15 protein-coding genes and 3 tRNA genes are annotated in these 23,237 nt (G+C 65.6%); 13 read left to right on the top strand and 5 right to left on the bottom strand.

All coding sequences use genetic code 11. The features are described 5' to 3' along the window. Window positions 1–94: 94 nt before the first annotated feature. The 11 genes from KBW98_RS00115 to KBW98_RS00165 all read left to right on the top strand — a co-directional run bounded on the left by KBW98_RS00115 (window position 95) and on the right by KBW98_RS00165 (window position 13,867). A complete protein-coding gene (locus KBW98_RS00115) occupies window positions 95–1,243 on the top strand; it encodes an efflux RND transporter periplasmic adaptor subunit (protein WP_373888878.1) in 1,149 nt (382 codons plus the stop codon). Continuing rightward, window positions 1,240–4,326, top strand: a complete 3,087-nt coding sequence (locus tag KBW98_RS00120) for an efflux RND transporter permease subunit (RefSeq protein WP_211518047.1) — start codon at window positions 1,240–1,242, stop codon at window positions 4,324–4,326. The genes KBW98_RS00115 and KBW98_RS00120 overlap by 4 nt, the downstream gene beginning before the upstream one ends. A gap of 269 nt (window positions 4,327–4,595) precedes the next feature. Further along, window positions 4,596–4,682 (top strand) — tRNA-Leu (locus KBW98_RS00125). A gap of 32 nt (window positions 4,683–4,714) precedes the next feature. Then, complete coding sequence (gene tig, locus KBW98_RS00130; RefSeq protein WP_211518048.1) at window positions 4,715–6,055, top strand: trigger factor; 1,341 nt, start codon at window positions 4,715–4,717, stop codon at window positions 6,053–6,055. A gap of 214 nt (window positions 6,056–6,269) precedes the next feature. Further along, window positions 6,270–6,887 (top strand): ATP-dependent Clp endopeptidase proteolytic subunit ClpP, encoded by a 618-nt coding sequence (gene clpP / locus KBW98_RS00135; protein WP_307727562.1) that lies wholly within the window; start codon window positions 6,270–6,272, stop codon window positions 6,885–6,887. Between the two features lie 205 nt (window positions 6,888–7,092). Continuing rightward, window positions 7,093–8,361 (top strand): ATP-dependent Clp protease ATP-binding subunit ClpX, encoded by a 1,269-nt coding sequence (gene clpX / locus KBW98_RS00140; protein ID WP_211518049.1) that lies wholly within the window; start codon window positions 7,093–7,095, stop codon window positions 8,359–8,361. A 270-nt stretch (window positions 8,362–8,631) separates the two neighbouring features. After that, window positions 8,632–11,034, top strand: a complete 2,403-nt coding sequence (gene lon / locus KBW98_RS00145; RefSeq protein WP_211518050.1) for an endopeptidase La — start codon at window positions 8,632–8,634, stop codon at window positions 11,032–11,034. Window positions 11,035–11,266: 232 nt separating this feature from the next. After that, window positions 11,267–11,539, top strand: coding sequence for an HU family DNA-binding protein (locus tag KBW98_RS00150; RefSeq protein WP_211518051.1), 273 nt, complete (start codon window positions 11,267–11,269; stop codon window positions 11,537–11,539). Between the two features lie 126 nt (window positions 11,540–11,665). Continuing rightward, window positions 11,666–11,742: transfer RNA gene (locus tag KBW98_RS00155), tRNA-Asp, on the top strand. Between the two features lie 18 nt (window positions 11,743–11,760). Next, a tRNA-Asp gene (locus KBW98_RS00160) sits at window positions 11,761–11,837 on the top strand. A gap of 116 nt (window positions 11,838–11,953) precedes the next feature. Then, window positions 11,954–13,867 carry a SurA N-terminal domain-containing protein gene (locus KBW98_RS00165; RefSeq protein WP_211518052.1) on the top strand — a complete coding sequence of 638 codons (1,914 nt, stop codon included), beginning with the start codon at window positions 11,954–11,956 and terminating at the stop codon, window positions 13,865–13,867. A 217-nt stretch (window positions 13,868–14,084) separates the two neighbouring features. Here KBW98_RS00165 and mnmH read toward each other — a convergent pair whose 3' ends face one another. Together mnmH and KBW98_RS00175 are read right to left on the bottom strand one after the other, a co-directional pair. Continuing rightward, a complete protein-coding gene (gene mnmH, locus KBW98_RS00170) occupies window positions 14,085–15,140 on the bottom strand; it encodes a tRNA 2-selenouridine(34) synthase MnmH (protein ID WP_211518053.1) in 1,056 nt (351 codons plus the stop codon). Beyond that, window positions 15,137–15,766: an arylesterase gene (locus KBW98_RS00175; protein ID WP_211518054.1), complete on the bottom strand. Its 630-nt coding sequence runs from the start codon at window positions 15,764–15,766 to the stop codon at window positions 15,137–15,139. Before KBW98_RS00175 ends, mnmH begins: the two co-directional genes overlap by 4 nt. Here KBW98_RS00175 and KBW98_RS00180 point away from each other — a divergent pair. After that, on the top strand, window positions 15,765–16,484 hold the full coding sequence (locus tag KBW98_RS00180; RefSeq protein ID WP_211518055.1) for an ABC transporter ATP-binding protein: 720 nt from the start codon (window positions 15,765–15,767) through the stop codon (window positions 16,482–16,484). The genes KBW98_RS00175 and KBW98_RS00180 overlap by 2 nt on opposite strands. On the opposite strand, the gene KBW98_RS00185 is transcribed toward KBW98_RS00180, so the two are convergent. Beyond that, window positions 16,481–17,965: an NAD(P)H-hydrate dehydratase gene (locus KBW98_RS00185; RefSeq protein WP_211518056.1), complete on the bottom strand. Its 1,485-nt coding sequence runs from the start codon at window positions 17,963–17,965 to the stop codon at window positions 16,481–16,483. The genes KBW98_RS00180 and KBW98_RS00185 overlap by 4 nt on opposite strands. Window positions 17,966–18,074: 109 nt before the next feature. On the opposite strand from KBW98_RS00185, the gene KBW98_RS00190 reads away from it, so the two are divergent. Further along, the gene (locus KBW98_RS00190; protein ID WP_211518057.1) at window positions 18,075–21,674 is read left to right on the top strand and encodes a hydantoinase B/oxoprolinase family protein; all 3,600 of its coding nucleotides are present in this window, start codon (window positions 18,075–18,077) and stop codon (window positions 21,672–21,674) included. Between the two features lie 172 nt (window positions 21,675–21,846). Here KBW98_RS00190 and KBW98_RS00195 read toward each other — a convergent pair whose 3' ends face one another. Continuing rightward, entirely contained in the window at window positions 21,847–22,287 is a 441-nt protein-coding gene (locus KBW98_RS00195; RefSeq protein ID WP_211518058.1) for a VOC family protein, read from the bottom strand. A gap of 40 nt (window positions 22,288–22,327) precedes the next feature. Further along, the gene (locus KBW98_RS00200; RefSeq protein ID WP_307727563.1) at window positions 22,328–23,185 is read right to left on the bottom strand and encodes a helix-turn-helix domain-containing protein; all 858 of its coding nucleotides are present in this window, start codon (window positions 23,183–23,185) and stop codon (window positions 22,328–22,330) included. Between the last annotated feature and the right edge of the window lie 52 nt (window positions 23,186–23,237).

Consider the following 23,237-nt stretch of genomic DNA (forward strand, 5'->3'; position numbering starts at 1 on the left):
ATTGTCAAATGGGCCCGGCCGAGCGCAAGCAAGCCCGGCCCGCTGTCGCCGATCTACCATGCATGGCCGGCCAACGGCCGATAAAGGACTTTCCGTGTTCGCCCGACTTTCCTCCGCCCCGCTGCGCGCCTTGCTGGCGCTTCCCCTGCTGGCCAGCCTGCTCGCCGCCTGCGACAAGCCCGCCACGAAGACCGAGGACGTGCGTCCTGTCCGCGTCGTCACCCTGGCCGCCGGCGCGGTCGGCGAGCGGCTCGAATTCTCTGGCGACGTGCGTCCGCGCTACGAATCGCGCCTGGGCTTCCGGGTCGGCGGCAAGATCGTCGAGCGCAAGGTCGACGTCGGCGCCGCCGTCAAGCGCGGCGACGTCCTGATGCGCCTCGATCCGCAAGACCTGCGCCTGGCCGAAAGCCAGGCCAGGGCCGCCCTGCGCGCCGCCGAGACCGAGCGCGACCTGGCCCAGGCCGACTACAAGCGCCACCAGAACCTTCGTTCCCAGAACTTCGTCAGCCAGGCCGTGCTCGACGCCAAGCGCAGCGCCCTGACCGCGGCCCAGGCCAACGTCGACGCGGCACGCGCCGCCTTCCGCGGCCAGGCCAACCAGGCCGGTTACGCCAGCCTCACGGCGGACGCGGATGGCGTGGTAACCGGCATCGACGCCGAGGTGGGCCAGGTGGTGACTGCCGGCGCCCCGGTGGCCCGCGTGGCCCGCACCGACGAGAAGGAAGTCGTGATCGGCATCCCCGAGGACAAGGTCGAACTGCTGCGCAAGACCGGCGAGGTGAGCGTGCGCCTGTGGGCCAACCAGGGCGAAGCGATTCCAGGCAAGATCCGCGAGATCTCGCCGGTGGCCGATCCGGCCACCCGCACGTATACGGTCAAGGTCGCGATTCCCGCCCGCCAGGACGTGCGCCTGGGCATGACGGCCGCGGTGCAGATCGCCAGCGGCAACGGCGCGACCGCGCTGCGCGTGCCACTCTCGGCCCTGGTGCAGAACAAGGGCGCCACCAGCGTCTGGGTAGTGGAAAAGGGCGCCGTGCGCATGGTGCCGGTGCAGGTGGCGGGACAGGCCGATAACGACGTGATCCTGGGCGGTGGCGTGCAGGCCGGCCAACAGGTGGTCACCGCGGGCGTGCACCTTCTTAAGAATGGCCAGAAGGTGCGCATCCTGACGGCCGACGTCTCGCGCCGCGCCGATACCGAGGCCGCCGTGAGCGGCCAGAACGCGGCCGGAGGCGCTCGATGAAGGGCTTCAACCTGTCGCGCTGGGCGCTGGAACACATTCCGCTCACGCGCTACCTGATCGCGGCCCTGCTGGTGTTCGGCGTGCTGAGCTACCAGCAGCTGGGCCAGGACGAGGACCCGCCGTTTACCTTCCGCGCCATGGTCGTGCGCGCCGTGTGGCCGGGCGCCACCGCGGTGCAGATGGCCGAGCAGGTGACCGATCCGCTCGAGCGCAAGCTGCAGGAAACGCCGTATGTGGACCGCATCCGCAGCTTCTCCAAGCCGGGCGAGACCACCATCATCCTGGAACTGCGCGAATCCACCCCGCCCAAGGAAACCTCGCCCACCTGGTACCAGGTGCGCAAGAAGATCGGCGACATGGCGGCCACCCTGCCGCAGGGCGTGATCGGGCCTTTCTTCAACGACGAATTCGGCGACACCTACGGCTCCATCTTCGCGTTATCAGGCGACGGCTTCACCTATGCCGAGATGCGCGACTACGCCGACTTCGTGCGCCAGCAGCTGCTGCGCGTGCCGCTGGTGTCGAAGGTCGAGCAGTTCGGGGTGCAGAACGAGAAGGTCTACATCGAGTTCTCCAGCAAGAAGTTCGCCCAGCTGGGCGTGCCCTTCGAGCAGATCGTCAACCAGATCCAGACCCAGAATCAGGTGGAGGCCAGCGGCGTGCTGGTGACCCCGAGCGACAACCTGCAGGTGAGGGTCACGGGCGCGATCAGGCAGCTGGAACAGCTGGAAAACCTGCAGCTGCGCGCCGGCGGGACCACGTTCCGCCTGGGCGATTTCGCCACGGTGAAGCGCGGCTACCAGGACCCGCCCCAGGACAAGATGCGCTACAACGGCAAGGAGGTGATCGGCCTGGGCGTGTCGATGGAGAAGGGCGGCAACATCATCCAGCTCGGCAAGGGCCTGGACGAGACGGTGGAGCGCATCCGCTCCCAGCTCCCGGTCGGCATCGAGCTCGAGCGGGTGGCCGACCAGCCGCGCGCGGTCAAGGAGTCGGTGGGCGAGTTCGTGAAGGTGCTGATCGAGGCGGTGGTGATCGTCCTGATCGTGTCCTTCCTGTCGCTCGGCCTGCACACCAAGCCGAAGCTGCGCGTGGACATCTGGCCCGGCCTGGTGGTGGCGCTGACGATTCCGCTGGTGCTGGCGATCACCTTCCTGTTCATGCGCATCCTCGACATCTCGCTGCACAAGATCTCGCTGGGCGCCCTGATCATCGCCCTCGGCCTGCTGGTCGACGACGCGATCATCGCGGTGGAGATGATGGTGCGCAAGATGGAGGAGGGCATGTCGCGCTTCGAGGCGGCCACCTTCGCCTACACCTCGACCGCGATGCCGATGCTGACCGGCACCCTGATCACGGCCGCCGGCTTCCTGCCGATCGGCCTGGCCAAGTCGGCCGCCGGCGAGTACACCTTCTCGATGTTCTCGGTGAACGCGCTCGCGCTGTTGATCTCCTGGGTGGTCGCGGTGGTGTTTACGCCCTACATCGGCTTCATGCTCCTGAAGGTCAAGCCGCATGCCCACGGCGAGAGCCAGCACGACGTGTTCGACACGCCCATGTATGCGCGCTTCCGGCGCCTGGTGAACCGCTGCGTCGAGTGGCGCAAGACCACCATTGCCTTGAGCCTGGGCGTGTTCGCGCTGGGCGTGTTCGGCTTTAACTTCATCGAAAAGCAGTTCTTCCCGGATTCCAGCCGCCCCGAGCTGATGGTCGAGATGTGGTCGCCCGAGGGCACGAGCTTCACGGCCAACGAGGCGGTGGTCAAGCGCTTCGAGGCCTGGTTGGGCAAGCAGGAGGGTGTGCGCAGCGTGACCGCCTATGTCGGCACCGGCAGTCCGCGCTTCTACCTGCCGCTGGACCAGATCTTCCCGCAGTCGAACGTCTCGCAGCTGGTGGTGCTGCCGGTCGACGCCAAGGCGCGCGAGGCGCTGCGCCTGAAGATCACCAAGGTCTTCGAAACCGACTTCCCCGAGGTGCGGGGCAGGGTGAAGCTGCTGCCGAACGGCCCGCCGGTGCCTTACCCGGTGCAGTTCCAGGTGCTGGGACCGGACATCGGCGTGGTGCGCGGCGTGGCCGACCAGGTGAAGGATGTGCTGCGCGCCAATCCCAACACGGTGGGCGTCAACGACAACTGGAACGAGTCGGTCAAGGTGCTGCGCCTGGACCTCGACCAGGACAAGCTGCGCGCCCTGGGCGTGACCTCGCAGGCGGTGCGCCGCGTGGTCAACACGACCCTGACCGGCACCCCGATCGCGCAATTCCGCGAGACCAACCGCCTGATCGACATCGTGGTGCGCCAGCCCCTGGAAGAACGCTCGACCATCACCCGCCTGTCGGAAGCGCTGGTGCCCACGGGCAGCGGGCGCGCGGTGACCATCGGCCAGGTGGCGCGGGTCCAGTTCGTGTGGGAGCCGGGCGTGGTCTGGCGCCAGGGCCGCGAGTGGGCGATCATGGTCCAGTCGGACGTGCTTGAAGGCATCCAGGGCCCGACCGTGACGGCGCAGGTGGACGCCAAGCTCGGCGAGATCCGCGCCAGGCTGCCGGCCGGCTACCGCGTCACCATCGAGGGCGCGGCGGCGGACAGTTCGGACGCCGAAGCCTCGATCGCGGCGAATATCCCGCTGGTGCTGTTCATCGTGTTTACGCTGCTGATGCTCCAGCTGCACAGTTTCTCGCGCGCGCTGCTGGTGTTTCTGACCGGACCGCTGGGCATCGCCGGCGCCGCCATGGCGCTGCTGCTGCTCGGCCGGCCCTTCGGTTTCGTGGCCAACCTGGGCGTGATCGCGCTGTTCGGCATGATCATCCGCAACTCCGTGATCCTGGTCGACCAGATCGAGCAGGATCGGGCCAATGGGGTAGAGGCCTGGGACGCCATCGTCGAGGCGGCGGTACGGCGCGCCCGCCCCATCCTGCTGACGGCCGCGGCGGCGGCGCTGGCCATGATTCCGCTGTCGCGTTCCGTGTTCTGGGGGCCGATGGCGGTGGCGATCATGGGCGGGCTGGTGGTGGCGACGGCGCTGACCCTGCTGTTCCTGCCGGCGCTGTATGCGGCGTGGTTCAGGGTGAAAAAGCCGATCCGCTGAGGATGCGCCGCGGTAGGGTTGGCGGCTTTGCCGCCGACGCGTCCAACGTACATATGCATGAATGCGCGGCGGCTGCTTGAACGCGTCGGCAGGGAAACCTGCCGACCCGACGGGTGAGCCGGCTCAGCAGTGTTCCAAAATTCACCCCAATAGTGACAGAAAATCCAGTAAAATAATTGTTTGAAGTTGTAGCCCCTAAACATTGGAGTGCAGGGCGGCCGGTTTCACTGTCGGGCGCCCTTTGTTTTTGTGGCAATATGCAATCCTGCGCGAGGATGGCGAAATTGGTAGACGCACCAGGTTTAGGTCCTGACGCCAGCAATGGTGTGGGGGTTCGAGTCCCCCTCCTCGCACCACGAATAATTATTTTTTTTGGACGATTTTTACAATGGCAACTGCAGTCGAAACCCTCGGTAAACTCGAGCGTCGCTTGACGATCTCCTTCCCGGTAGCTGACGTTCAGTCGGAAGTCGAAAAGCGCCTGAAGAAGCAGGCCAAGACGGCCAAGGCGCCTGGCTTCCGTCCGGGTAAAGTGCCTCTGAAGATGGTCGCCGCCCAGTACGGCTACCAGATCGAGACCGACGTCCTGAACGACAAGGTCGGCCGCGCCTTCAACGAAGCAGCCACCGAGAACGAGCTGCGCGTTGCCGGCTTCCCGAAAATCGAACCGAAACAAGACGCACCGGAAGGCATGCTGGCCTTCGACGCGACCTTCGAAGTCTACCCGGAAGTCGTGCTGGGCGACCTGGCCGGCGTCGAAGTCGAAACCGTCGCCACCGAAGTGACCGACGCCGAGATCGACAAGACCATCGACATCCTGCGCAAGCAGCGCGTGCACTACCACACCAAGGGCGAGGCGGGCGAGCACGGCACGGGCGGCGAGCCGGTGGCCGCCAACGGCGACCGCGTGACCGTCGACTTCGTCGGCACCCTGGACGGCGTCGAGTTCGCCGGCGGCAAGGCCGAGAACTACGCCTTCGTGCTGGGCGAAGGCCGCATGCTGCCGGAATTCGAAGCCGCGACCGTCGGCCTGAAGGTCGGCGAAAGCAAGACCTTCCCGCTGGCCTTCCCGGAGGACTACCACGGCAAGGACGTGGCCGGCAAGACCGCCGAGTTCACCATCACCCTGAAGAAGCTCGAGTGGGCGCACATGCCTGAAGTCGACGCCGAATTCGCCAAGTCGCTCGGCATCGAAGACGGCTCGATCGAGAAAATGCGCGAAGACATCAAGGTCAACCTGGAGCGCGAAGTCAAGGCTCGTGTCAAGGCCCGCAACAAGGAAGCCGTGATGGACGCCCTGGTCAAGTCGACCGAACTGGACGTGCCGAAGGTCATGATCGACCAGGATTCGGAGCGCCTGGCCGAGATGACCCGCCAGGACATGGCCCAGCGCGGCATGGACGTCAAGAGCCTGCCGTTCCCGGCCGAGATGTTCAAGGACAAGGCCGAGCGCCGCGTGCGCCTGGGTCTGATCCTGTCGCAACTGGTCAGCGACAACAACCTGCAAGCCACCCAGGAGCAGGTCAAGGCCCAGATCGAAGACTTCTCGCAGAGCTACGAAGATCCGAAGGAAGTCCTGAAGTACTATTACAGCGACCGCCGCCGCCTGGGCGAAGTGGAAGCTCTTGTATTGGAAGAAAACGTCGTCAACTATGTGCTTGGCAAGGCGAAGGTCTCCACCAAGACCATCGCTTTCGATGAACTGATGGGCTCGATGCCCCAGGCGTAATTGAAGATTGCCGGCCCCCGTGGCTTAATGGCGTTCAGTTGGCTGATGAACGTCGTTCCGGCGGAGGCCGGAACCCAAGTTCCGCTGAGCTGTCGTGCGGCTGAACTTGGGCCCCGGCCTGCGCCGGGGCGACGGTTCGACTGCTAACTGAACGCCATTGGCGTTTGTGGCCGGCTTTTTTCCCTTTAGCCCTTTTACAAGGAACGAGACAGGTATGATTCGGAATCCGGCATTGGATACACAGGCACTCGGCATGGTGCCGATGGTGATCGAACAGAGTGGCCGCGGCGAGCGCGCCTACGACATCTATTCGCGTCTCCTCAAGGAACGCGTGATTTTCCTGGTCGGCCCTGTCAACGACCAGATGGCCAACCTCATCGTGGCCCAGCTGCTGTTCCTGGAAAGCGAAAATCCGGACAAGGATATTTCGCTCTACATCAACTCCCCGGGCGGTTCGGTGTCCGCCGGCCTGGCGATCTTCGACACGATGAACTTCATCAAGCCGGACGTCTCCACCCTGTGCACCGGCCTGGCCGCGTCGATGGGCGCCTTCCTGCTGGCCGCCGGCGCCAAGGGCAAGCGTTTCTCGCTGCCGAACTCGCGCATCATGATCCACCAGCCGTCGGGCGGTTCGCAGGGCATGGCGTCGGATATCGAGATCCAGGCCAAGGAAATCCTGTACCTGCGCGAGCGTCTGGCGCGCATCATGGCCGAGAACACCGGCCAGTCCGTGGAACAGATCCACAAGGACACCGACCGCGACCGCTTCATGTCGGGCGAAGAGGCCGTCGAGTACGGCATGATCGACCGAGTCCTGACCAACCGCGGCTGACGGACTCCGGTTCGCTAGTCGAGGACGCTGTTGCCAAAAAACGCCCGGGCGCGAACACGTTCGGGCGTTTCGTTTTTATTTCAGGTAGCATAGTTCATGGGCGTAGCATTGGCCCCGCATATGCTCCCCGGTATGTGCGTCAGCGCACTTGTTGCGTCCTCGTATTAGCGTTATATTCATAGCAATTCAATAGAAACCCTGCCCCATGTCAGACAAAAAATCCTCCAGCGGCGAGAAACTTCTGTACTGCTCCTTCTGCGGAAAGAGCCAGCACGAAGTCAAGAAGCTGATCGCGGGACCGTCGGTGTTCATCTGCGATGAATGCATCGACCTGTGCAACGACATCATCCGCGACGAAACCTCGAACGTCGAGTCGGTGGCGGGCGCCAAGTCCGACCTGCCGACGCCGCACGAAATCACCGAACTGCTCGACCAGTACGTGATCGGCCAGCAGACGGCCAAGCGCATCCTGTCGGTGGCGGTGTACAACCATTACAAGCGCCTCAAGCACCTCGGCAAGAAGGACGACGTCGAACTGGCCAAGAGCAACATCCTGCTCGTCGGCCCGACCGGTTCCGGCAAGACCCTGCTGGCCCAGACCCTGGCGCGCATGCTCAACGTTCCCTTCGTGATCGCCGACGCGACCACCCTGACCGAAGCCGGCTATGTCGGCGAGGACGTCGAGAACATCATCCAGAAGCTGCTGCAGAGCTGCAACTACGAAGTCGAGAAGGCCCAGCGCGGCATCGTCTACATCGACGAGATCGACAAGATCTCGCGCAAGTCGGACAACCCGTCCATCACCCGCGACGTATCGGGCGAGGGCGTGCAGCAGGCGCTGCTGAAGCTGATCGAAGGCACCATGGCCTCGGTACCGCCGCAGGGCGGCCGCAAGCATCCGAACCAGGACTTCGTGCAGATCGACACGACCAACATCATGTTCATCTGCGGCGGCGCCTTCGACGGCCTGGCCAAGATCATCCAGAACCGTTCCGAAAAGAGCGGCATCGGCTTCTCGGCCGCGGTCAAGAGCCAGAGCGAGCGTTCCAACAGCGACATCCTGCTCGAAGCCGAGCCGGAAGACCTGATCAAGTTCGGCCTGATCCCGGAACTGGTCGGCCGCCTGCCGGTGGTCGCCACCTTGAGCGAGCTCACCGAGGAAGCCCTGATCCAGATCCTGATCGAGCCGAAGAACGCCCTGATCAAGCAGTACTCGAAGCTGCTTGAAATGGAAGGCGCCGAACTCGAGATTCGCCCTGCGGCCCTGCACGCCATCGCCCGCAAGGCGCTGGCGCGCAAGACCGGCGCCCGCGGCCTGCGTTCGATCCTCGAACACGCGCTGCTGGACGTGATGTACGAATTGCCAAGCCAGCAGAATGTCGTCAAAGTAGTGATCGATGAAAATACGATCACGAATGCCGCAAAACCTTTATTGATTTACAGCGAAACGCCAAAAGCTTCGGGCGAAAACTGAAAAAAGCCTGCACGGTTGCAACAAAACGCTTGCCGTGCGGACTCAACTCGGTAAAATCGATCTCAATAAAAGACGCAGGCTTCAATCGAAAAGCCACTCGCGGTACCCCGCGCAGTGGCTTTTTCATTTCAATCCACGACTTTTATTGGAACGGCTAGTTTTCGCAGCAAGTGTTTTTCTTTTACTTGTAGAAAATATTTTCGCGGCCCCTATCTTGAGTTTTTGCCGCGAGTGCCCAAGTTCAGCAACACGCTTTCTATAAGGTATGCCATGACAACTTCCAAATTAACCGAGCAAACGACGCTGCCCCTCCTGCCGTTGCGCGACGTGGTCGTGTTTCCGCATATGGTGATACCTCTGTTCGTCGGCCGTCCGAAATCGATCAAGGCGCTCGAAGCCGCGATGGAGCAGGGCAAGAGCATCATGCTGGCCGCTCAAAAGGCCGCCGCCAAGGACGAACCTTCCGCCGCAGACATCTACGAGATCGGCTGCGTGGCCAATATCCTGCAAATGCTGAAGCTGCCCGACGGTACCGTGAAGGTGCTGGTCGAAGGCGCCCAGCGTGCGCGCATCGACGAGATCACCGATGGCGCCACCCATTTCACGGCCCAGCTGACCCCGCTCTCCTCGGAAATCGGCGACGATTCCGAAGTCGAGGCGATGCGCCGTGCGATCGTCCAGCAGTTCGACCAATACGTCAAACTCAACAAGAAGATCCCGCCCGAGATCCTGGCTTCGCTGGCCGGCATCGACGACGCCGGCCGCCTGGCCGACACCGTGGCCGCCCACCTGCCGCTCAAGCTCGAGCAGAAGCAGGTCATCCTCGAGATCTTCAACGTCGCCAAGCGCCTGGAGCACCTGCTCGGCCAGCTTGAGGGCGAACTCGACATCCTGCAGGTCGAAAAGCGCATCCGTGGCCGCGTCAAGCGCCAGATGGAAAAGTCGCAGCGCGAGTACTACCTGAACGAACAGGTCAAGGCCATCCAGAAAGAGCTGGGTGAAGGCGAAGAAGGCGCCGATATCGAAGAGCTCGAGAAGAAAGTCATCGCTGCCAAGATGCCGAAAGAGGCCCTGGAAAAAGCCCAGGCCGAAATCCGCAAGCTCAAGCTGATGTCGCCGATGTCGGCCGAAGCCACCGTGGTGCGCAACTATATCGACACCCTGGTGTCGCTGCCGTGGAAGAAAAAGACCAAGGTCACCATCGACCTGGAAAAGGCCCAGCAAGTGCTCGAGTCCGACCACTACGGCCTGGAAAAGATCAAGGAACGCATCCTCGAGTATCTCGCGGTGCAGCAACGCGTCGACAAGCTGAAGGCGCCGATCCTGTGCTTCGTCGGTCCTCCGGGCGTGGGTAAGACCTCGCTGGGCGAGTCGATCGCCCGCGCTACCGGCCGCAAGTACGTGCGGATGGCGCTCGGCGGCGTGCGCGACGAAGCCGAGATCCGCGGCCACCGCCGTACCTATATCGGCTCGATGCCGGGCAAGGTGCTGCAGTCGCTCTCAAAAGTAGGCGTGCGCAATCCACTGTTCCTGCTGGACGAGATCGACAAGATGGGCGCGGACTTCCGCGGCGATCCGTCGTCGGCCCTGCTGGAAGTGCTGGATCCGGCCCAGAACCACACCTTCTCGGACCACTACATCGAAGTCGACTTCGATCTGTCGGACGTGATGTTCGTGGCGACCTCGAACTCGTTCAACATCCCGCCGGCGCTGCTCGACCGTATGGAAGTGATCCGCCTGTCGGGTTATACCGAGGACGAGAAGACCAGCATCGCGCAGCGCTACCTGCTGCCGAAGCAGGTCAAGAACAACGGCCTGCGCGAGGAAGAGATCAAGGTCGACGAATCGGCGATCCGCGACATCATCCGCTACTACACCCGCGAAGCCGGCGTGCGTTCGCTCGAGCGTGAAATCTCGAAGATCTGCCGCAAGGTCGTCAAGATGCTGCTGCTGAAGAAGAGCGACAAGCGCGTGCTGGTCAACAGCAAGAACCTGGACAAGTTCCTGGGCGTGCGCCGCTACGACTTCGGCATGGCCGAGAAGGAAAACCAGATCGGCCAGGTGGTCGGCCTGGCCTGGACCGAGGTGGGCGGCGACCTGCTGACCATCGAGGCCGTCAACGTGCCGGGCAAGGGCGGGATCATCCGTACCGGCACCCTGGGCGACGTGATGAAGGAATCGATCGAGGCAGCCCGCACCGTCGTGCGCAGCCGTGCGCAGCGCTTCGGCATCAAGGCCGAAGCCTTCGAGAAGACCGACATCCACATCCACGTGCCGGAAGGCGCGACGCCGAAGGATGGTCCGTCGGCCGGTATCGGCATGACGACCGCGCTGGTGTCGGCATTCACCGGTATTCCCGTGCGCGCCGACGTGGCGATGACGGGCGAGATCACGTTGCGCGGCGAAGTCCTGCCGATCGGCGGCCTGAAGGAAAAGCTGCTGGCGGCGCATCGCGGCGGCATCAAGACGGTCCTGATCCCCGAGCAGAACGTGAAGGACCTGGCCGAGATCCCGGACAACGTCAAGAACAAGCTCGAGATCGTGCCTGTGCGCTGGATCGAGAAGGTCCTTGAAATCGCCCTGGAGCGCCAGCCCGAGCCGCTGGTCGAAGTGTCGGCCGTCGCCGTCACGCCGGCCGCCAGCGACGCACAAGGCGAGGTCGTGAAGCACTGAGCGGGTCCACCGCTCCAATGAAACAGGCGCCCTTGGGCGCCTGTTTTTTTATGCGCTCCAGGAGAGCGAGGCCATGACTCATCCTATCAGTGCTGTGACGTTAATACGTTCGGATGCAAGTCCGCCACGATCCTCGGAACTTGCTTGACAGACCAAAGTTGCCCTTGTTTAATACGCGCTTGCACTTTTGCAAGTAGGGCGCTGTGCGTCCAACGTATAAACGAGGGTTAGAGTGAACAAGACAGAACTGATCGAAGAAATTGCGAAGTCCGCGGACATTACGAAGGCCTCGGCGACGCGTGCACTCGATGCCATGATCGAAGCGGTGACCACCAGCCTGAAGAACAACGACAGCGTCACGCTGGTCGGCTTCGGCACCTTCACCGTCGGCGAGCGCGCGGCGCGCACCGGCCGCGATCCGCGCACCAAGGAACCCATCAAGATCAAGGCAGCGAAGGTTCCGAAATTTAAGGCTGGTAAAGCGTTAAAAGATGCTGTAAACTAATGCCTTCTTCGCGATGACACGCGAAGAAGTGTACCGGAAGGTGCCACTGGTTCTGTATTGAGCCATTGGCTTGGAATGCGGGCCTCTCGCGTTTCTCCGGAAGGTGCTCAGTGAAGTGAGAATACTGGAGCGGTAGTTCAGTTGGTTAGAATACCGGCCTGTCACGCCGGGGGTCGCGGGTTCGAGCCCCGTCCGCTCCGCCAACTCTCACGACACAATCTGGAGCGGTAGTTCAGTTGGTTAGAATACCGGCCTGTCACGCCGGGGGTCGCGGGTTCGAGCCCCGTCCGCTCCGCCAGAATTCGATACAGCCCGTGCTCCGCAAGGAGTCCGGGAGACCAGAAGAGGCGAACGCGAGTTCGCCTTTTTTTTTAACTGTGCTGTTAAAGCATTTTCAAGCTTGATAGGCTGACCATGTTTGATTTTGTCCGTAACAACAAGCGCATCATGCAGGGCGCACTGCTGCTGCTGATCGTGCCATCGTTCGTGCTCGTCGGGCTCGAGAGCTACCAGGACCGCGGCAACGCCAACGAAGGCGTGGCCACGGTCGGCGGCCAGAAGGTCACCCAGCAGGAATGGGACGACGCCCAGCGCCGCCAGATCGACCAGGCGCGCCAGATGATGGGCGCACAGTTCGACCAGAAGCTGTTCGAGACCCCGGAAGCCAAGCGCGCCGTCCTGAACAACCTGGTGGCCGAACGCGCCATCAACGCAGAGATCAACCGCAGCCACATGACCGTCAGCGATGCGACCCTGCAGAAGACGATCATGGAGATCCAGGCCTTCCGCAAGCCGGACGGCAGCTTCGACATGGAGCAGTACAAGGCGGCCCTGGCGGCCCAGGGCATGACCCCGGCCATGTTCGACCAGCGCCTGCGCCGCGATCTCGCCGTGCAGCAGCTCTCCGGCGCGATCCAGTCCACCGCCTTCGCGCCGCGCAGCGTGACGGAGCGCCTGTCGAACATCAGCGACCAGGAACGCGAAGTCCAGGAGCTGGTCTTCCCGATCACGAACTTCCTGCCGCAGGTGAAGGTCACCGACGACATGGTCAAGGCCTACTACGACAAGAACGCCACCCTGTTCCAGGTGCCGGAGCAGGTGAAGGCCGAGTACGTCGTGTTCGACCAGGCCGTGGTCGACAGCCAGGTGCAGGTCAGCGACGCCGAAATCAGCGAGTACTACAACAAGAACCTCAAGGCCTACACGACGCCCGAGCAGCGCACCGCGAGCCACATCCTGATCACCGTGCCGCGCGACGCCAAGCCGGCCGACCAGGCCGCCGCCAAGGCCAAGGCGGAAGCCGCGCTGGCCGCCGTGCGCAAGGACCCGGCCAGCTTCGCCGCCGTCGCCAAGGCACAGTCGCAGGATCCGGGTTCGGCCCAGGCCGGCGGCGACCTCGGCGTGGTCGAGAAGGGCCTGTTCGTCAAGCCGGTCGAGGACGCGATCTATGCGCTCAAGGAAGGCGAGATCAGCAACCTGGTGCAGTCGGAATTCGGCTGGCACGTGATCAAGGTCACCGCCATCAAGCCGGCCGCGCAGAAGCCGCTGGAAGACGCGAAGACCGAGATCGCCGCGGACCTCAAGAAGCAGAAGATGTCGAAGAAGTACTCGGAGCTGGCTGAGACCTTCAGCAACACCGTGTACGAGCAGTCGGACAGCCTCAAGCCGGTGGCCGACAAGCTGGGCCTGAAGATCCAGACCGTCGACAACCTGACCCGCAAGCCGAATCCGGCCCTGGGCGACGCTCCGGTCAACAACGAGAAGTTCCTGGCCGCGCTGTTCGGCACCGACTCGGTGAAGAACAAGCGCAATACCGAAGCCGTCGAAGTGGCGCCGAGCGTGCTGGTGGCCGGCCGCGTGGTCGAGTTCCGCCCGGCGAGCAAGCGCCCGCTGGCCGAGGTCGACGCCCAGATCCGCCAGCGCGTGACCGTCGAGGAAGCGGCCCGCCTGGCGCGCGCCGCCGGCGAGCAGAAGCTGGCCGCCGCCAAGGCCTCGGGCGATGCGACCGGTTTCGGCGAAGCCAAGATCGTCACCCGCACCAAGGAGCCGCCGTTCAACCCGGCCGGCGCGATCGCGGCGCTGAAGGCCGACGTGAGCAAGCTGCCTGCCTACGTGGGCGTGGAACTGCCGGGCCAGGGCTATGCGGTCTACCGCATCGGCAAGGTCTCGCAGCCGGCCCAGCCCGACCAGGCGCGCCGCCAGCAGGAAGCCCAGCAGATCGGCGGCCTGATCGGCCAGCAGGAGATGTACAACTACATCGAAGCGCTGAAGGTCAAGGCCAAGGCCAAGGTCAACGCGGCTGCGAATGCGGCGAACAAGACCGAGTAAATCGGACGCGTGAGGAAAAGCCCGGCTGCGTGAGCAGGCCGGGCTTTTTTTTACCACTGCACTTTGCACGTCGTTCCGGCGGAGGCCGGAACCCAAGTTTGTTTGCGTATCTGGTCGGCCAATCGCGAGCGATGGCAGCAGCGGCGCGAACTCAGGTTCCGCCTTCGCCGGAAGTCGTAGGCGCCAGTGGCGCGTACGACGGGCTGACTACTGCGATTCAGGTAGCGTGCAGCGCTCTAGCCACGGCTTCGAAGTCGGCAGGCGCAATGTCGTTCAACTCCACCACCCGCGCCTGCGGATAGCGCACGAAATTCCTGTCGATCGAGCGCAGGTAGGCCGGATCGTAGTGCTCCACCAGCAGCTGGTCCACCAGCTCCGCCATCTGTCCGCCGTTGGCCATCCGGTGCCAGGCGTCGATCTTCTCGCGCCCGTGCAGCTGCACCAGGTGCTCCAGCTGCCCGTTGAGGGCCCCCGGGTCGGCGCAGAAGTGGGTGTAGTCCTCCATCAGCAGCCGCACGCGGTTCGGCCGCGACAGGCTCACGGATATGCAGGGCGAGGCGCGCATGCGCTCCATGACGGCGTCCGGCACGCGCAGGTTGCCGACCTTCTTGCTCTCGGATTCCACGAACACGGGCCTGGCGGGATCGAAGCGGCGCAGCCGGTCCCAGATCTGGCTCTCGAACATCTTCTGCGTCGGCTGCGGCTCGTGCGGCAGGTGGCCCAGCACCGAACCGCGGTGGGCGGCCAGGCGTTCCAGGTCGAGCACCTGGGCGCCGACCCGGTCCAGGGTCTCCAGCAGCCGGCTCTTGCCGCTGCCGGTGGTGCCGCAGACCACCCGGAAGTCGACCGCCGGCGGGTCGCCGAGGGCCGCCGCCACGTGGGCGCGATAGGCCTTGTAGCCGCCGTCGAGCTGCACCACCGGCCAGCCGATCTTGGCCAGGATGTGGGCCATCGAGCCGCTGCGGTTGCCGCCGCGCCAGCAGTAGACCAGGGGCTTCCACTCGCGCGGCTTGCCGGCGAACAGCGTTTCGATGTAGCGGGCGATGTTGGCGGCCACCAGCGGCGCGCCGAGTTTCTTGGCCTCGAAGGCGCCGACCTGCTTGTACAGGGTGCCCACGCGCACGCGCTCCTCGTCGTTCAGGACCGGGCAGCTGATCGCGCCCGGGATGTGGTCGAGGGCATACTCCGACTCGCTGCGCGCGTCGATGATGGTGTCGAACTGGTCCAGTTCGGGGAGGATGTCGGCAAAGCCGAGGACAGCGGGGTATTTCATTGTTTCCTGATGAGCGAGGCGAAGGCCGGCCAGATGTTGGAGAGGATGATCGGATGGGCGGCGGCCAGCGGGTGCAGGCGGTCCTGCTGGAACAGCGCCGGCTTGTCGGCCACGCCTTCCAGCATGAAGGGCACCAGCGGCGAGCGGGTGTCGGTGGAGACCTGCTTGAACATGCCGAAGAATTTCTCGGTGTAAGCGCGGCCGTAGTTCGGCGGCATGCGCATGCCCACCAGCAGGACCTCGGCCTTCTTTTCCTTGGCCATGGCGACCATGGCGCGCAGATTGGCGTCGGCCGAGGCCACAGGCAGGCCGCGCAGGCCATCGTTGGCGCCCAGCTCGATCACGACGATGTCGGGGCGGTGCTGGCCGAGCAGGGCGGGCAGGCGCGCCCGGCCGCCGCTGGTGGTCTCGCCGCTGATGCTGGCGTTGACCACCCTGGCCTGGATCTTCTCGGCCTTGAGCTTCTGCTCGAGCAATGCGACCCAGCCCGCGCCGCGCGCGATGCCGTATTCGGCCGACAGGCTGTCACCCACCACGAGCACGGTTTTTGGTGCAGAATAGGCGCTCGCCGACGCGCCCAGCGCCAGCACCAGGAAGACCGACCATTTCTTTAGAAAAGCAAGCATGCGTGATAACCCCGAAGCTGTGAAAAGTAGCGTCACCAGTGAAGCACCCAGGCCGCCGGCGATCCGTGTGAGCGGCCTGTCGAAGAAGGTGGCGGACGCCAGCGGCGAACTCACCATCCTGCAAAACATCGATTTTACCGTGCAAGCGGCCGAAACGCTCGCGCTCGTCGGCGCTTCGGGCTCGGGCAAGTCGACCCTGCTCGGCCTGCTGGCGGGCCTGGATACGCCTTCGGGCGGTACGGTCGAGCTGGACGGGACCGACATCTTCGCGCTCGACGAGGACGGCCGCGCGGCCTTCCGCAAGGCCAAGCTGGGCTTCGTGTTCCAGTCCTTCCAGCTGCTGGGCCACCTGAACGCCCTGGAAAACGTCATGCTGCCGCTGGAACTGCGCGGCGACGCCGGGGCGCGCGAGAAGGCTGGCGAGATGCTGGGGCGCGTGGGCCTGTCCAGCCGCCTCAAGCATTATCCCAAATACCTGTCGGGCGGCGAACAGCAGCGCGTTGCGCTGGCGCGCGCCTTCGTCACCGAGCCGCCGCTGCTGTTCGCCGACGAGCCGACCGGCAGCCTGGATGCCGCCACCGGCGAATCCGTGATCCAGCTGATGTTCGAACTCAATCGCGAGCGCGGTTCAACCCTGGTCCTGGTGACCCACGACCCGGCCATGGCGGCGCGCTGCGGCCGCACGCTCACCATCGCCGCCGGCCGCCTGGTCGCCTAGGCGACCAGGCGGTTGAGCACCCGGCGCGCCGCCGCCGGGAGCTCTCCCGCCGTCATCCCGATCGGCCCCACGCCCTCGCTGGCCAGCAGGTCGGCGGCGGCGCCATGGATCCAGGCGGCCGCCGCTGCCGCTTCCCAGCCGGGCCAGCCCTGGGCCAGCAGCGCCCCGCAGATCCCCGCCAGCACGTCGCCGCTGCCACCCGTGGCCAGACCGGCATTTCCCGTTGGGTTGACCAGCACTTCGCCGTCCGGCCGCGCAATGATCGAGCCCGAACCCTTCAGGATCACGGTCGCGTTCATGCGCAGCGCCAGCTCGCGCGCCGCTTCCAGGCGGTCTGCCTGCACCACACCCGTCGTCATGCCGAGCAGGCGCGCGCCTTCGAGCGGATGGGGCGTCAGCACCGCCGGGGCCGAACGCTGGGCCAGGCGCGACTGCAGGTCGGGGCTGGCGCCGACCAGGTTCAGGGCATCGGCATCGATCACCAGCGGGCTGTCGCTGTCGAGCGCCTTGGCCACCAGGCGCATCGCGTTCGCCGAACCGCCCATGCCGGGGCCGATCACCAGGGTGCGCTTGCCGAACTCGAAGTCGTCGGCCAGGCGGAACATGATCTCGGGATGAACGCTGTCGTAGCCGGGCGCCTGGTCGAGCGCCGCCACGTAGACCCGGCCCGCGCCCGCGTACAGCGCGCCGCGGGCCGCCAGTACCGCCGCGCCGGCCATGCCGTGGGCGCCGCCGACGATGGCGACGTCGCCGAAGCTGCCCTTGTGGGTGTTGTGGCGCCGTACCCGCAGGTGGCGGCGGAAAACATCCGTGCCGCTCAGGCGCGCCAGGGGACGCGGCGGCTCCTCCGGTGACACGCCCAGCATGTCGACCCGCACCAGGCCCGCATGGTCGCGGCCATCGGCCGTGTGCAGTCCGGGCTTGTCCCCGAGGAAGGTGAGGGTGTGCGTGGCGCGTACCGCGATGCCGTCCGGGCCGATCACGTTGCCGCTGTCCGCATCCAGTCCGCTCGGCACGTCGAGGGCCAGCACCGGACAATCCAGCGCGTCGAGTCCGGCGGCCAGCTCGCGGTAGTCCCCTTGCAAGGGCCGCGAGAGGCCGATGCCGAACAGGCCGTCGACCACCAGTCCCCAGTCCGCGCCAGGGGGCAGCATGTCGATCCAGCCGACGCTCCCCGAACGGGCGCGCTCGTAGGCCGCGGCGGTTTCGCTCGAGGCCTGCGCGCTGCCCGGCAGGTGCAACACCGTCGCGTCGATGCCCGCGTCGGCCAGGTTGGCGGCCATCTCGAGCGCGTCGCCGCCGTTGTTACCGGGGCCAGCAAGGATGAGCACGGGCTTGCCGCGCGCCTCGCCCAGCAGTTCGAGAGCATAGGCTGCAGCGGCCTGGCCGGCGCGCCGCATCAGGGTGCCGGGCGCGAGGCCGGCGTAGGCCGCCTCTTCGATGGCGCGCACCTGGGCAATGGTGTAAAGACGCTGGTCCATGCGAAAGTCTCTGGTGGTTGACGCGACTGGCATTGTCATGCATTTTCGCCAAAACGGGCGCGCCGTGCGACTACAATAGCGCTTCCCTAGCAATCGTGCGGAGACACACATGGACTGGCAGTTCTGGATCGATCGTGGCGGCACCTTTACCGATATCGTGGCGCGGCGGCCGGATGGCAGCCTGGTCACGCACAAGCTGCTGTCCGAGAATCCCGAACAGTACCGCGACGCGGCCGTGGCCGGCATCCGCCACCTGCTCGGCGCGGAGGGCGGGGCGCTGGTGCCGGTCGAGCGCATCGAGGCGGTCAAGATGGGCACCACCGTCGCCACCAACGCGCTGCTGGAACGCAAAGGCGAGCGCACCGTGCTGGCCATCACGCGCGGGTTCCGCGACGCGCTGCGCATCGCCTACCAGAACCGGCCGCGCCTGTTCGACCGCCACATCGTGCTGCCCGAGCTGCTGTACGCGGAAGTCATCGAGATCGAGGAGCGCATCGGCGCCCACGGCGATGTCGTCCAACCGCTCGACGAGGCGGCTTCGCGCGCGGCCTTGCAGCAGGCCTTTGACAGCGGCCTGCGCTCGATCGCCATCGTCTTCATGCACGGCTACCGCCACACCGCGCACGAAGCGGCGGTGGCGCGGATGGCGCGCGAGATCGGCTACACCCAGGTATCGGTGTCGCATGAGGTGAGCCCGATGATGAAGCTGGTGGCGCGCGGCGACACCACCGTGGTCGACGCCTACCTGTCGCCGATCCTGCGCCGCTACGTCGACCAGGTGGCGGGCGAGCTGCCGGGCGTGAACCTGCAGTTCATGCAGTCCAACGGTGGCCTGACCGATGCGCGCGCCTTCCAGGGCAAGGACAGTATCCTGTCCGGGCCGGCGGGCGGCATCGTCGGCATGGTGCGCGCCAGCCAGCTGGCCGGCTTCGAGCGCGTCATCGGCTTCGACATGGGCGGCACCTCCACCGACGTCTCGCACTACTCGGGCGAATTCGAGCGGGTGTTCGAGACCCAGGTGGCGGGCGTGCGGATGCGCGCGCCCATGATGAGCATCCACACCGTGGCGGCGGGGGGCGGTTCGATCCTGCACTTCGACGGCAGCCGCTACCGCGTCGGCCCCGACAGCGCCGGCGCCAATCCGGGCCCGAGCAGCTACCGCCGCGGCGGACCGCTGGCGGTCACCGACTGCAACGTCATGGTCGGCAAGCTCCAGCCGGGCTACTTCCCGCACCTGTTCGGGCCGGGCGGTGACGAACCGCTCGACGCCGCGGCCGTGCAGGAAGGCTTCGCCGCCATGGCCGACCAGATCTTCGCGGCGACGGGCGAGCGGCCAAGCCCGGAAAGCGTGGCCGAAGGCTTCATCCAGATCGCGGTCGGCAACATGGCCAACGCGATCAAGCAGATCTCGGTCCAGCGCGGCCACGACGTCACCGAATACGCCCTGACCAGCTTCGGCGGCGCCGGCGGCCAGCACGCCTGCCTGGTGGCGGACGCGCTCGGCATGAAGACGGTCTTCATTCATTCGCTGGCAGGCGTGCTGTCGGCCTACGGCATGGGCCTGGCCGACCAGACCGCGATGCGCGAACAGGCGGTCGAGGAGCGCCTGGGCGACGGCATGCTGGCCGGACTGGCCACCCGCCTGGCGGCGCTGGGCGGACAGGCGCGCGGCCAGCTGCTGGCCCAGGGCGTGGCGCTGGAACGCATCGTGCTGGTCGAGCGCGTGCACCTGCGCTACGAGGGCACCGACTCGGCGCTGGTGGTCCTGCACGGCGATGCGGCGGCGATGCAGGCGCAGTTCGAGCAGGCTTACAAGCGCCGCTATTCCTTCCTGATGCCGTCGCGCGCGCTGGTGGTCGAGGCGGTGTCGGTGGAGGCCATCGGCCGCTCGGACGCGCCGCCGGAACAGCCGCTGGCGGCGCCGGAACACAGCCGCGCACCGGAACCGCAGGAAACGGTGCGCATGTACAGCGGCGGCAGCTGGCGCGAGACAGGCCTCTACGCGCGCCGCACGCTGGCGCCCGGCCACACGGTGCGCGGCCCGGCCATCATTGCCGAGGACAATGCGACCACCGTCGTGGAACCGGGCTGGCAGGCCCAGGTCACGCCCTACAACCATCTGGTGCTCCAGCGCGTCGAGGCGCTGCCCGAGCGGCGCGCGATCGGCACCACGGCCGATCCGGTGATGCTGGAGATCTTCAACAACCTGTTCATGTCGATCGCCGAGCAGATGGGCTTGCGGCTGCAGAACACGGCCTATTCGGTCAACATCAAGGAGCGCCTGGACTTCAGCTGCGCGATTTTCGACCAGGACGGCAAGCTGGTGGCCAACGCGCCGCACATGCCGGTGCACCTTGGTTCGATGGGCGAAAGCATCAAGACCGTAATGCGCGAGAATGCCGGCCGCATGCGGGCGGGCGACGTCTACGTGCTGAACGATCCCTACAACGGCGGCACCCACTTGCCGGACGTGACCGTGATCTCGCCGGTGTTCGACGAGGCGGGGCGCGAGATCCTGTTCTACGTCGGCTCGCGCGGCCACCATGCCGACATCGGCGGCACCACGCCGGGCTCGATGCCGCCGGACTCTCACCATATCGAGCAGGAAGGCGTCCTGATCAACAACTTCAAGCTGGTCGACGGCGCCGACGGCGTGCTGCGCGAAGACGAAGCGCGGGCCTTGCTGCAGGGCGCGCGCTACCCGGCGCGCAATCCCGACCAGAACATGGCCGACCTGCGCGCCCAGGTGGCGGCCAACCAGAAAGGCGTCGAGGAACTGCGCAAGATGGTCGCGCACTTCGGCCTCGATGTCGTGCGGGCCTACATGGGGCATGTGCAGGACAATGCCGAGGAAGCGGTGCGGCGCGTGATTTCCGCGCTCAAGGACGGCCACTTCGTCAATGAGCTGGACAACGGCGCCCGCATCGAAGTGGCGATCCGCGTGGACCAGGCCACGCGCAGCGCGGAGATCGACTTCACGGGCACCTCCAGCCAGCTGCCGAACAACTTCAACGCCCCCTCGGCGGTGTGCATGGCGGCGGTGCTCTATGTGTTCCGCACCCTGGTGGACGACGAGATTCCGCTCAACGCCGGGTGCCTGAAGCCCCTGCGGGTGATCATCCCGCCGGGCTCGATGCTGAATCCGCATTATCCGGCCTCAGTGGTGTCGGGCAACGTCGAGACCTCGACCTGCATCACGAATGCGCTCTACGGCGCGCTGGGCGTGATGGCGGCGGCCCAGGGCACCATGAACAACTTCACCTTCGGGAATGCGCGCTACCAGTACTACGAGACCATCTCGGGCGGCTCGGGCGCGGGCGAGGGCTTCGACGGGACCGACGTGGTGCAGACCAACATGACGAATTCACGGCTGACCGATCCGGAGATCCTCGAGTTCCGCTTCCCGGTGCGCCTGGAGAGCTATGCCATCCGCCAGGGCTCGGGCGGGGCGGGGCGCTGGCATGGCGGGAACGGCGGCGTGCGCAAGGTCCGTTTCCTGGAACCGATGACCGCGGCGATCCTGTCGAACAACCGGATCTACGCACCCTTCGGCATGGCCGGCGGCGAGCCGGGTGAGCGCGGGCGCAACACGGTAGTGCGTGCGGATGGGCGGGTGGAGACGCTGGGGCATATCGGCAAGACCGAAATGGGCGTTGACGACGTGTTCGTGGTCGAGACGCCTGGGGGAGGGGGCTTCGGGTCGCGCTGAGGTTTTCGGCGTGCGTTGAACTTGGGTCCCGCCTGCGCGGGGAGTCATTGCCTCCAGTGGAGGCAATGACGTTCTCGAGGGCGTGTCCGGAGTTACGACGGTAACTGCTCAACATTACTTAATCAACGTCATTCCCGCGAAGGCGGGAACCCAAGTTTGCCGGCACACCAACTCAAGCTTGCTGCATCAGCGCCGTATACCGCCGCTGCATCTCCTCCGGAGACAGCTTCTCGATGCTATGCCCGATATTCCAGCGGTGCCCGAACGGGTCGCGCACCACGCCGCCGCGCTCGCCATAGAATTCGTCCTGGACCTTGCGTTCGAGGCTGGCGCCGGCAGCTAGGGCGCGCTCGACCACGGCGTCGGCGTTATCCACGTGCAGGTGGATCGTGACAGGCGTGCCCCCGAGGCCATGCGGGCCGCGGATCCCGTATTCGGGATACTCGTCCGCCAGCATCACGGTCACGCCGCCGAAATCGAGCTCGGCATGGCCGATGCGGCCACTGGGCTCGGTCAGGCGAAACAGTTCGGTGGCCCCGAATGCCTTGCCGTAGAAGTCGATCGCCGCGCTGGCGTCGTTCACACACAGGTACGCAAACAGTTCATGGATCATGGAAAGTCTCCTGGCAGCGGAAGTGGACACTGAAAGGGAACTATAGATGACCGATGCCCGCCTGTCTTGAATGAATTTGACCCGCCTGCGGCCCGGGAAGCTCCACGTGGTGCGCCGCCGCCGGGGCCAGCAGGCGGTATTGGGCAGGCGTGACGCCGGCGAACTCGCGGAACTCGCGCGTCAGGTGGGCCTGGTCGCTGTAGCCGGCGCCGTAGGCGAGTGCGCCGAGCGAAGCCGCCGGATGTTCGCGCAGGGACGCCAGCAGCGCCTGGAAACGCATCAGGCGCGCATAGCGCTTGGGACTCATGCCGGTCGCTTGCCTGAACAGGGCGATGAAGCCACGATGGCTGTAGCGGCTCTCGACAACCATCTCGTCGATCCGGCCAGGCCGCGTACAAGCGCCGAGGGCGCGCCGCACGCTGGGATGCAGCGTGGGTTCGGCCGGGAAATGCGCGGCGAGCGCGGACTCGAGGAGGAACAGTTGCCGCCGCGGATCGCTTTGCTCCGCAAGCTGCTGCAGCAAGGTATCTGCGGTCGCGCCCCACAGTTCCGACAAGGGCGTGTGGCGCCCGGCCAGCTCCGCCGCGCTGACGCCGAACAAGGCCTGCAGGGCGCCGGGCAAGAGCTGCACGCCGACCGACAGCACGGGATCCGCCGCTTCCTTGATATAGAAACTGGTGCGGGCGCCGCCCAGCACCGGCGTGGCGACACGCGTGCCGCGCGCGTCGTCCGCATCGGCGAAGAGGCGCAGCGCATCCCCGGCGAGACGAAATACCATGTGCATCTGACCGGTGGGCAACACATGTTCGCGCGTCCCCGCCGGGCGGCGAGTGGACGTGGAAGCCCACAGCCGTCCGATGAACGGCCTCAGGGCGGGACGCGGAAGAATGACGAGCATGGCGGCGCTCACCGGCTGACGCTTCGATGGGCCAGTCTAGCACGTGAGCGGC

Source organism: Massilia sp. ST3 (genome assembly GCF_018119405.1).
In the GTDB taxonomy this organism is placed as follows: domain Bacteria; phylum Pseudomonadota; class Gammaproteobacteria; order Burkholderiales; family Burkholderiaceae_D; genus Telluria.

What these genes read in the sequence shown, in the direction of transcription:
- KBW98_RS00120 (WP_211518047.1), top strand. Translation starts at nt 1,240, where the DNA reads ATGAAGGGCTTCAACCTGTCGCGCTGGGCGCTGGAACACATTCCGCTC.
- tig (WP_211518048.1), top strand. Translation starts at nt 4,715, where the DNA reads ATGGCAACTGCAGTCGAAACCCTCGGTAAACTCGAGCGTCGCTTGACG.
- clpP (WP_307727562.1), top strand. Translation starts at nt 6,270, where the DNA reads ATGATTCGGAATCCGGCATTGGATACACAGGCACTCGGCATGGTGCCG.
- clpX (WP_211518049.1), top strand. Translation starts at nt 7,093, where the DNA reads ATGTCAGACAAAAAATCCTCCAGCGGCGAGAAACTTCTGTACTGCTCC.
- lon (WP_211518050.1), top strand. Translation starts at nt 8,632, where the DNA reads ATGACAACTTCCAAATTAACCGAGCAAACGACGCTGCCCCTCCTGCCG.
- KBW98_RS00165 (WP_211518052.1), top strand. Translation starts at nt 11,954, where the DNA reads ATGTTTGATTTTGTCCGTAACAACAAGCGCATCATGCAGGGCGCACTG.
- mnmH (WP_211518053.1), bottom strand. Translation starts at nt 15,140, where the DNA reads ATGAAATACCCCGCTGTCCTCGGCTTTGCCGACATCCTCCCCGAACTG.
- KBW98_RS00180 (WP_211518055.1), top strand. Translation starts at nt 15,765, where the DNA reads ATGCGTGATAACCCCGAAGCTGTGAAAAGTAGCGTCACCAGTGAAGCA.
- KBW98_RS00175 (WP_211518054.1), bottom strand. Translation starts at nt 15,766, where the DNA reads ATGCTTGCTTTTCTAAAGAAATGGTCGGTCTTCCTGGTGCTGGCGCTG.
- KBW98_RS00185 (WP_211518056.1), bottom strand. Translation starts at nt 17,965, where the DNA reads ATGGACCAGCGTCTTTACACCATTGCCCAGGTGCGCGCCATCGAAGAG.
- KBW98_RS00190 (WP_211518057.1), top strand. Translation starts at nt 18,075, where the DNA reads ATGGACTGGCAGTTCTGGATCGATCGTGGCGGCACCTTTACCGATATC.
- KBW98_RS00195 (WP_211518058.1), bottom strand. Translation starts at nt 22,287, where the DNA reads ATGATCCATGAACTGTTTGCGTACCTGTGTGTGAACGACGCCAGCGCG.
- KBW98_RS00200 (WP_307727563.1), bottom strand. Translation starts at nt 23,185, where the DNA reads ATGCTCGTCATTCTTCCGCGTCCCGCCCTGAGGCCGTTCATCGGACGG.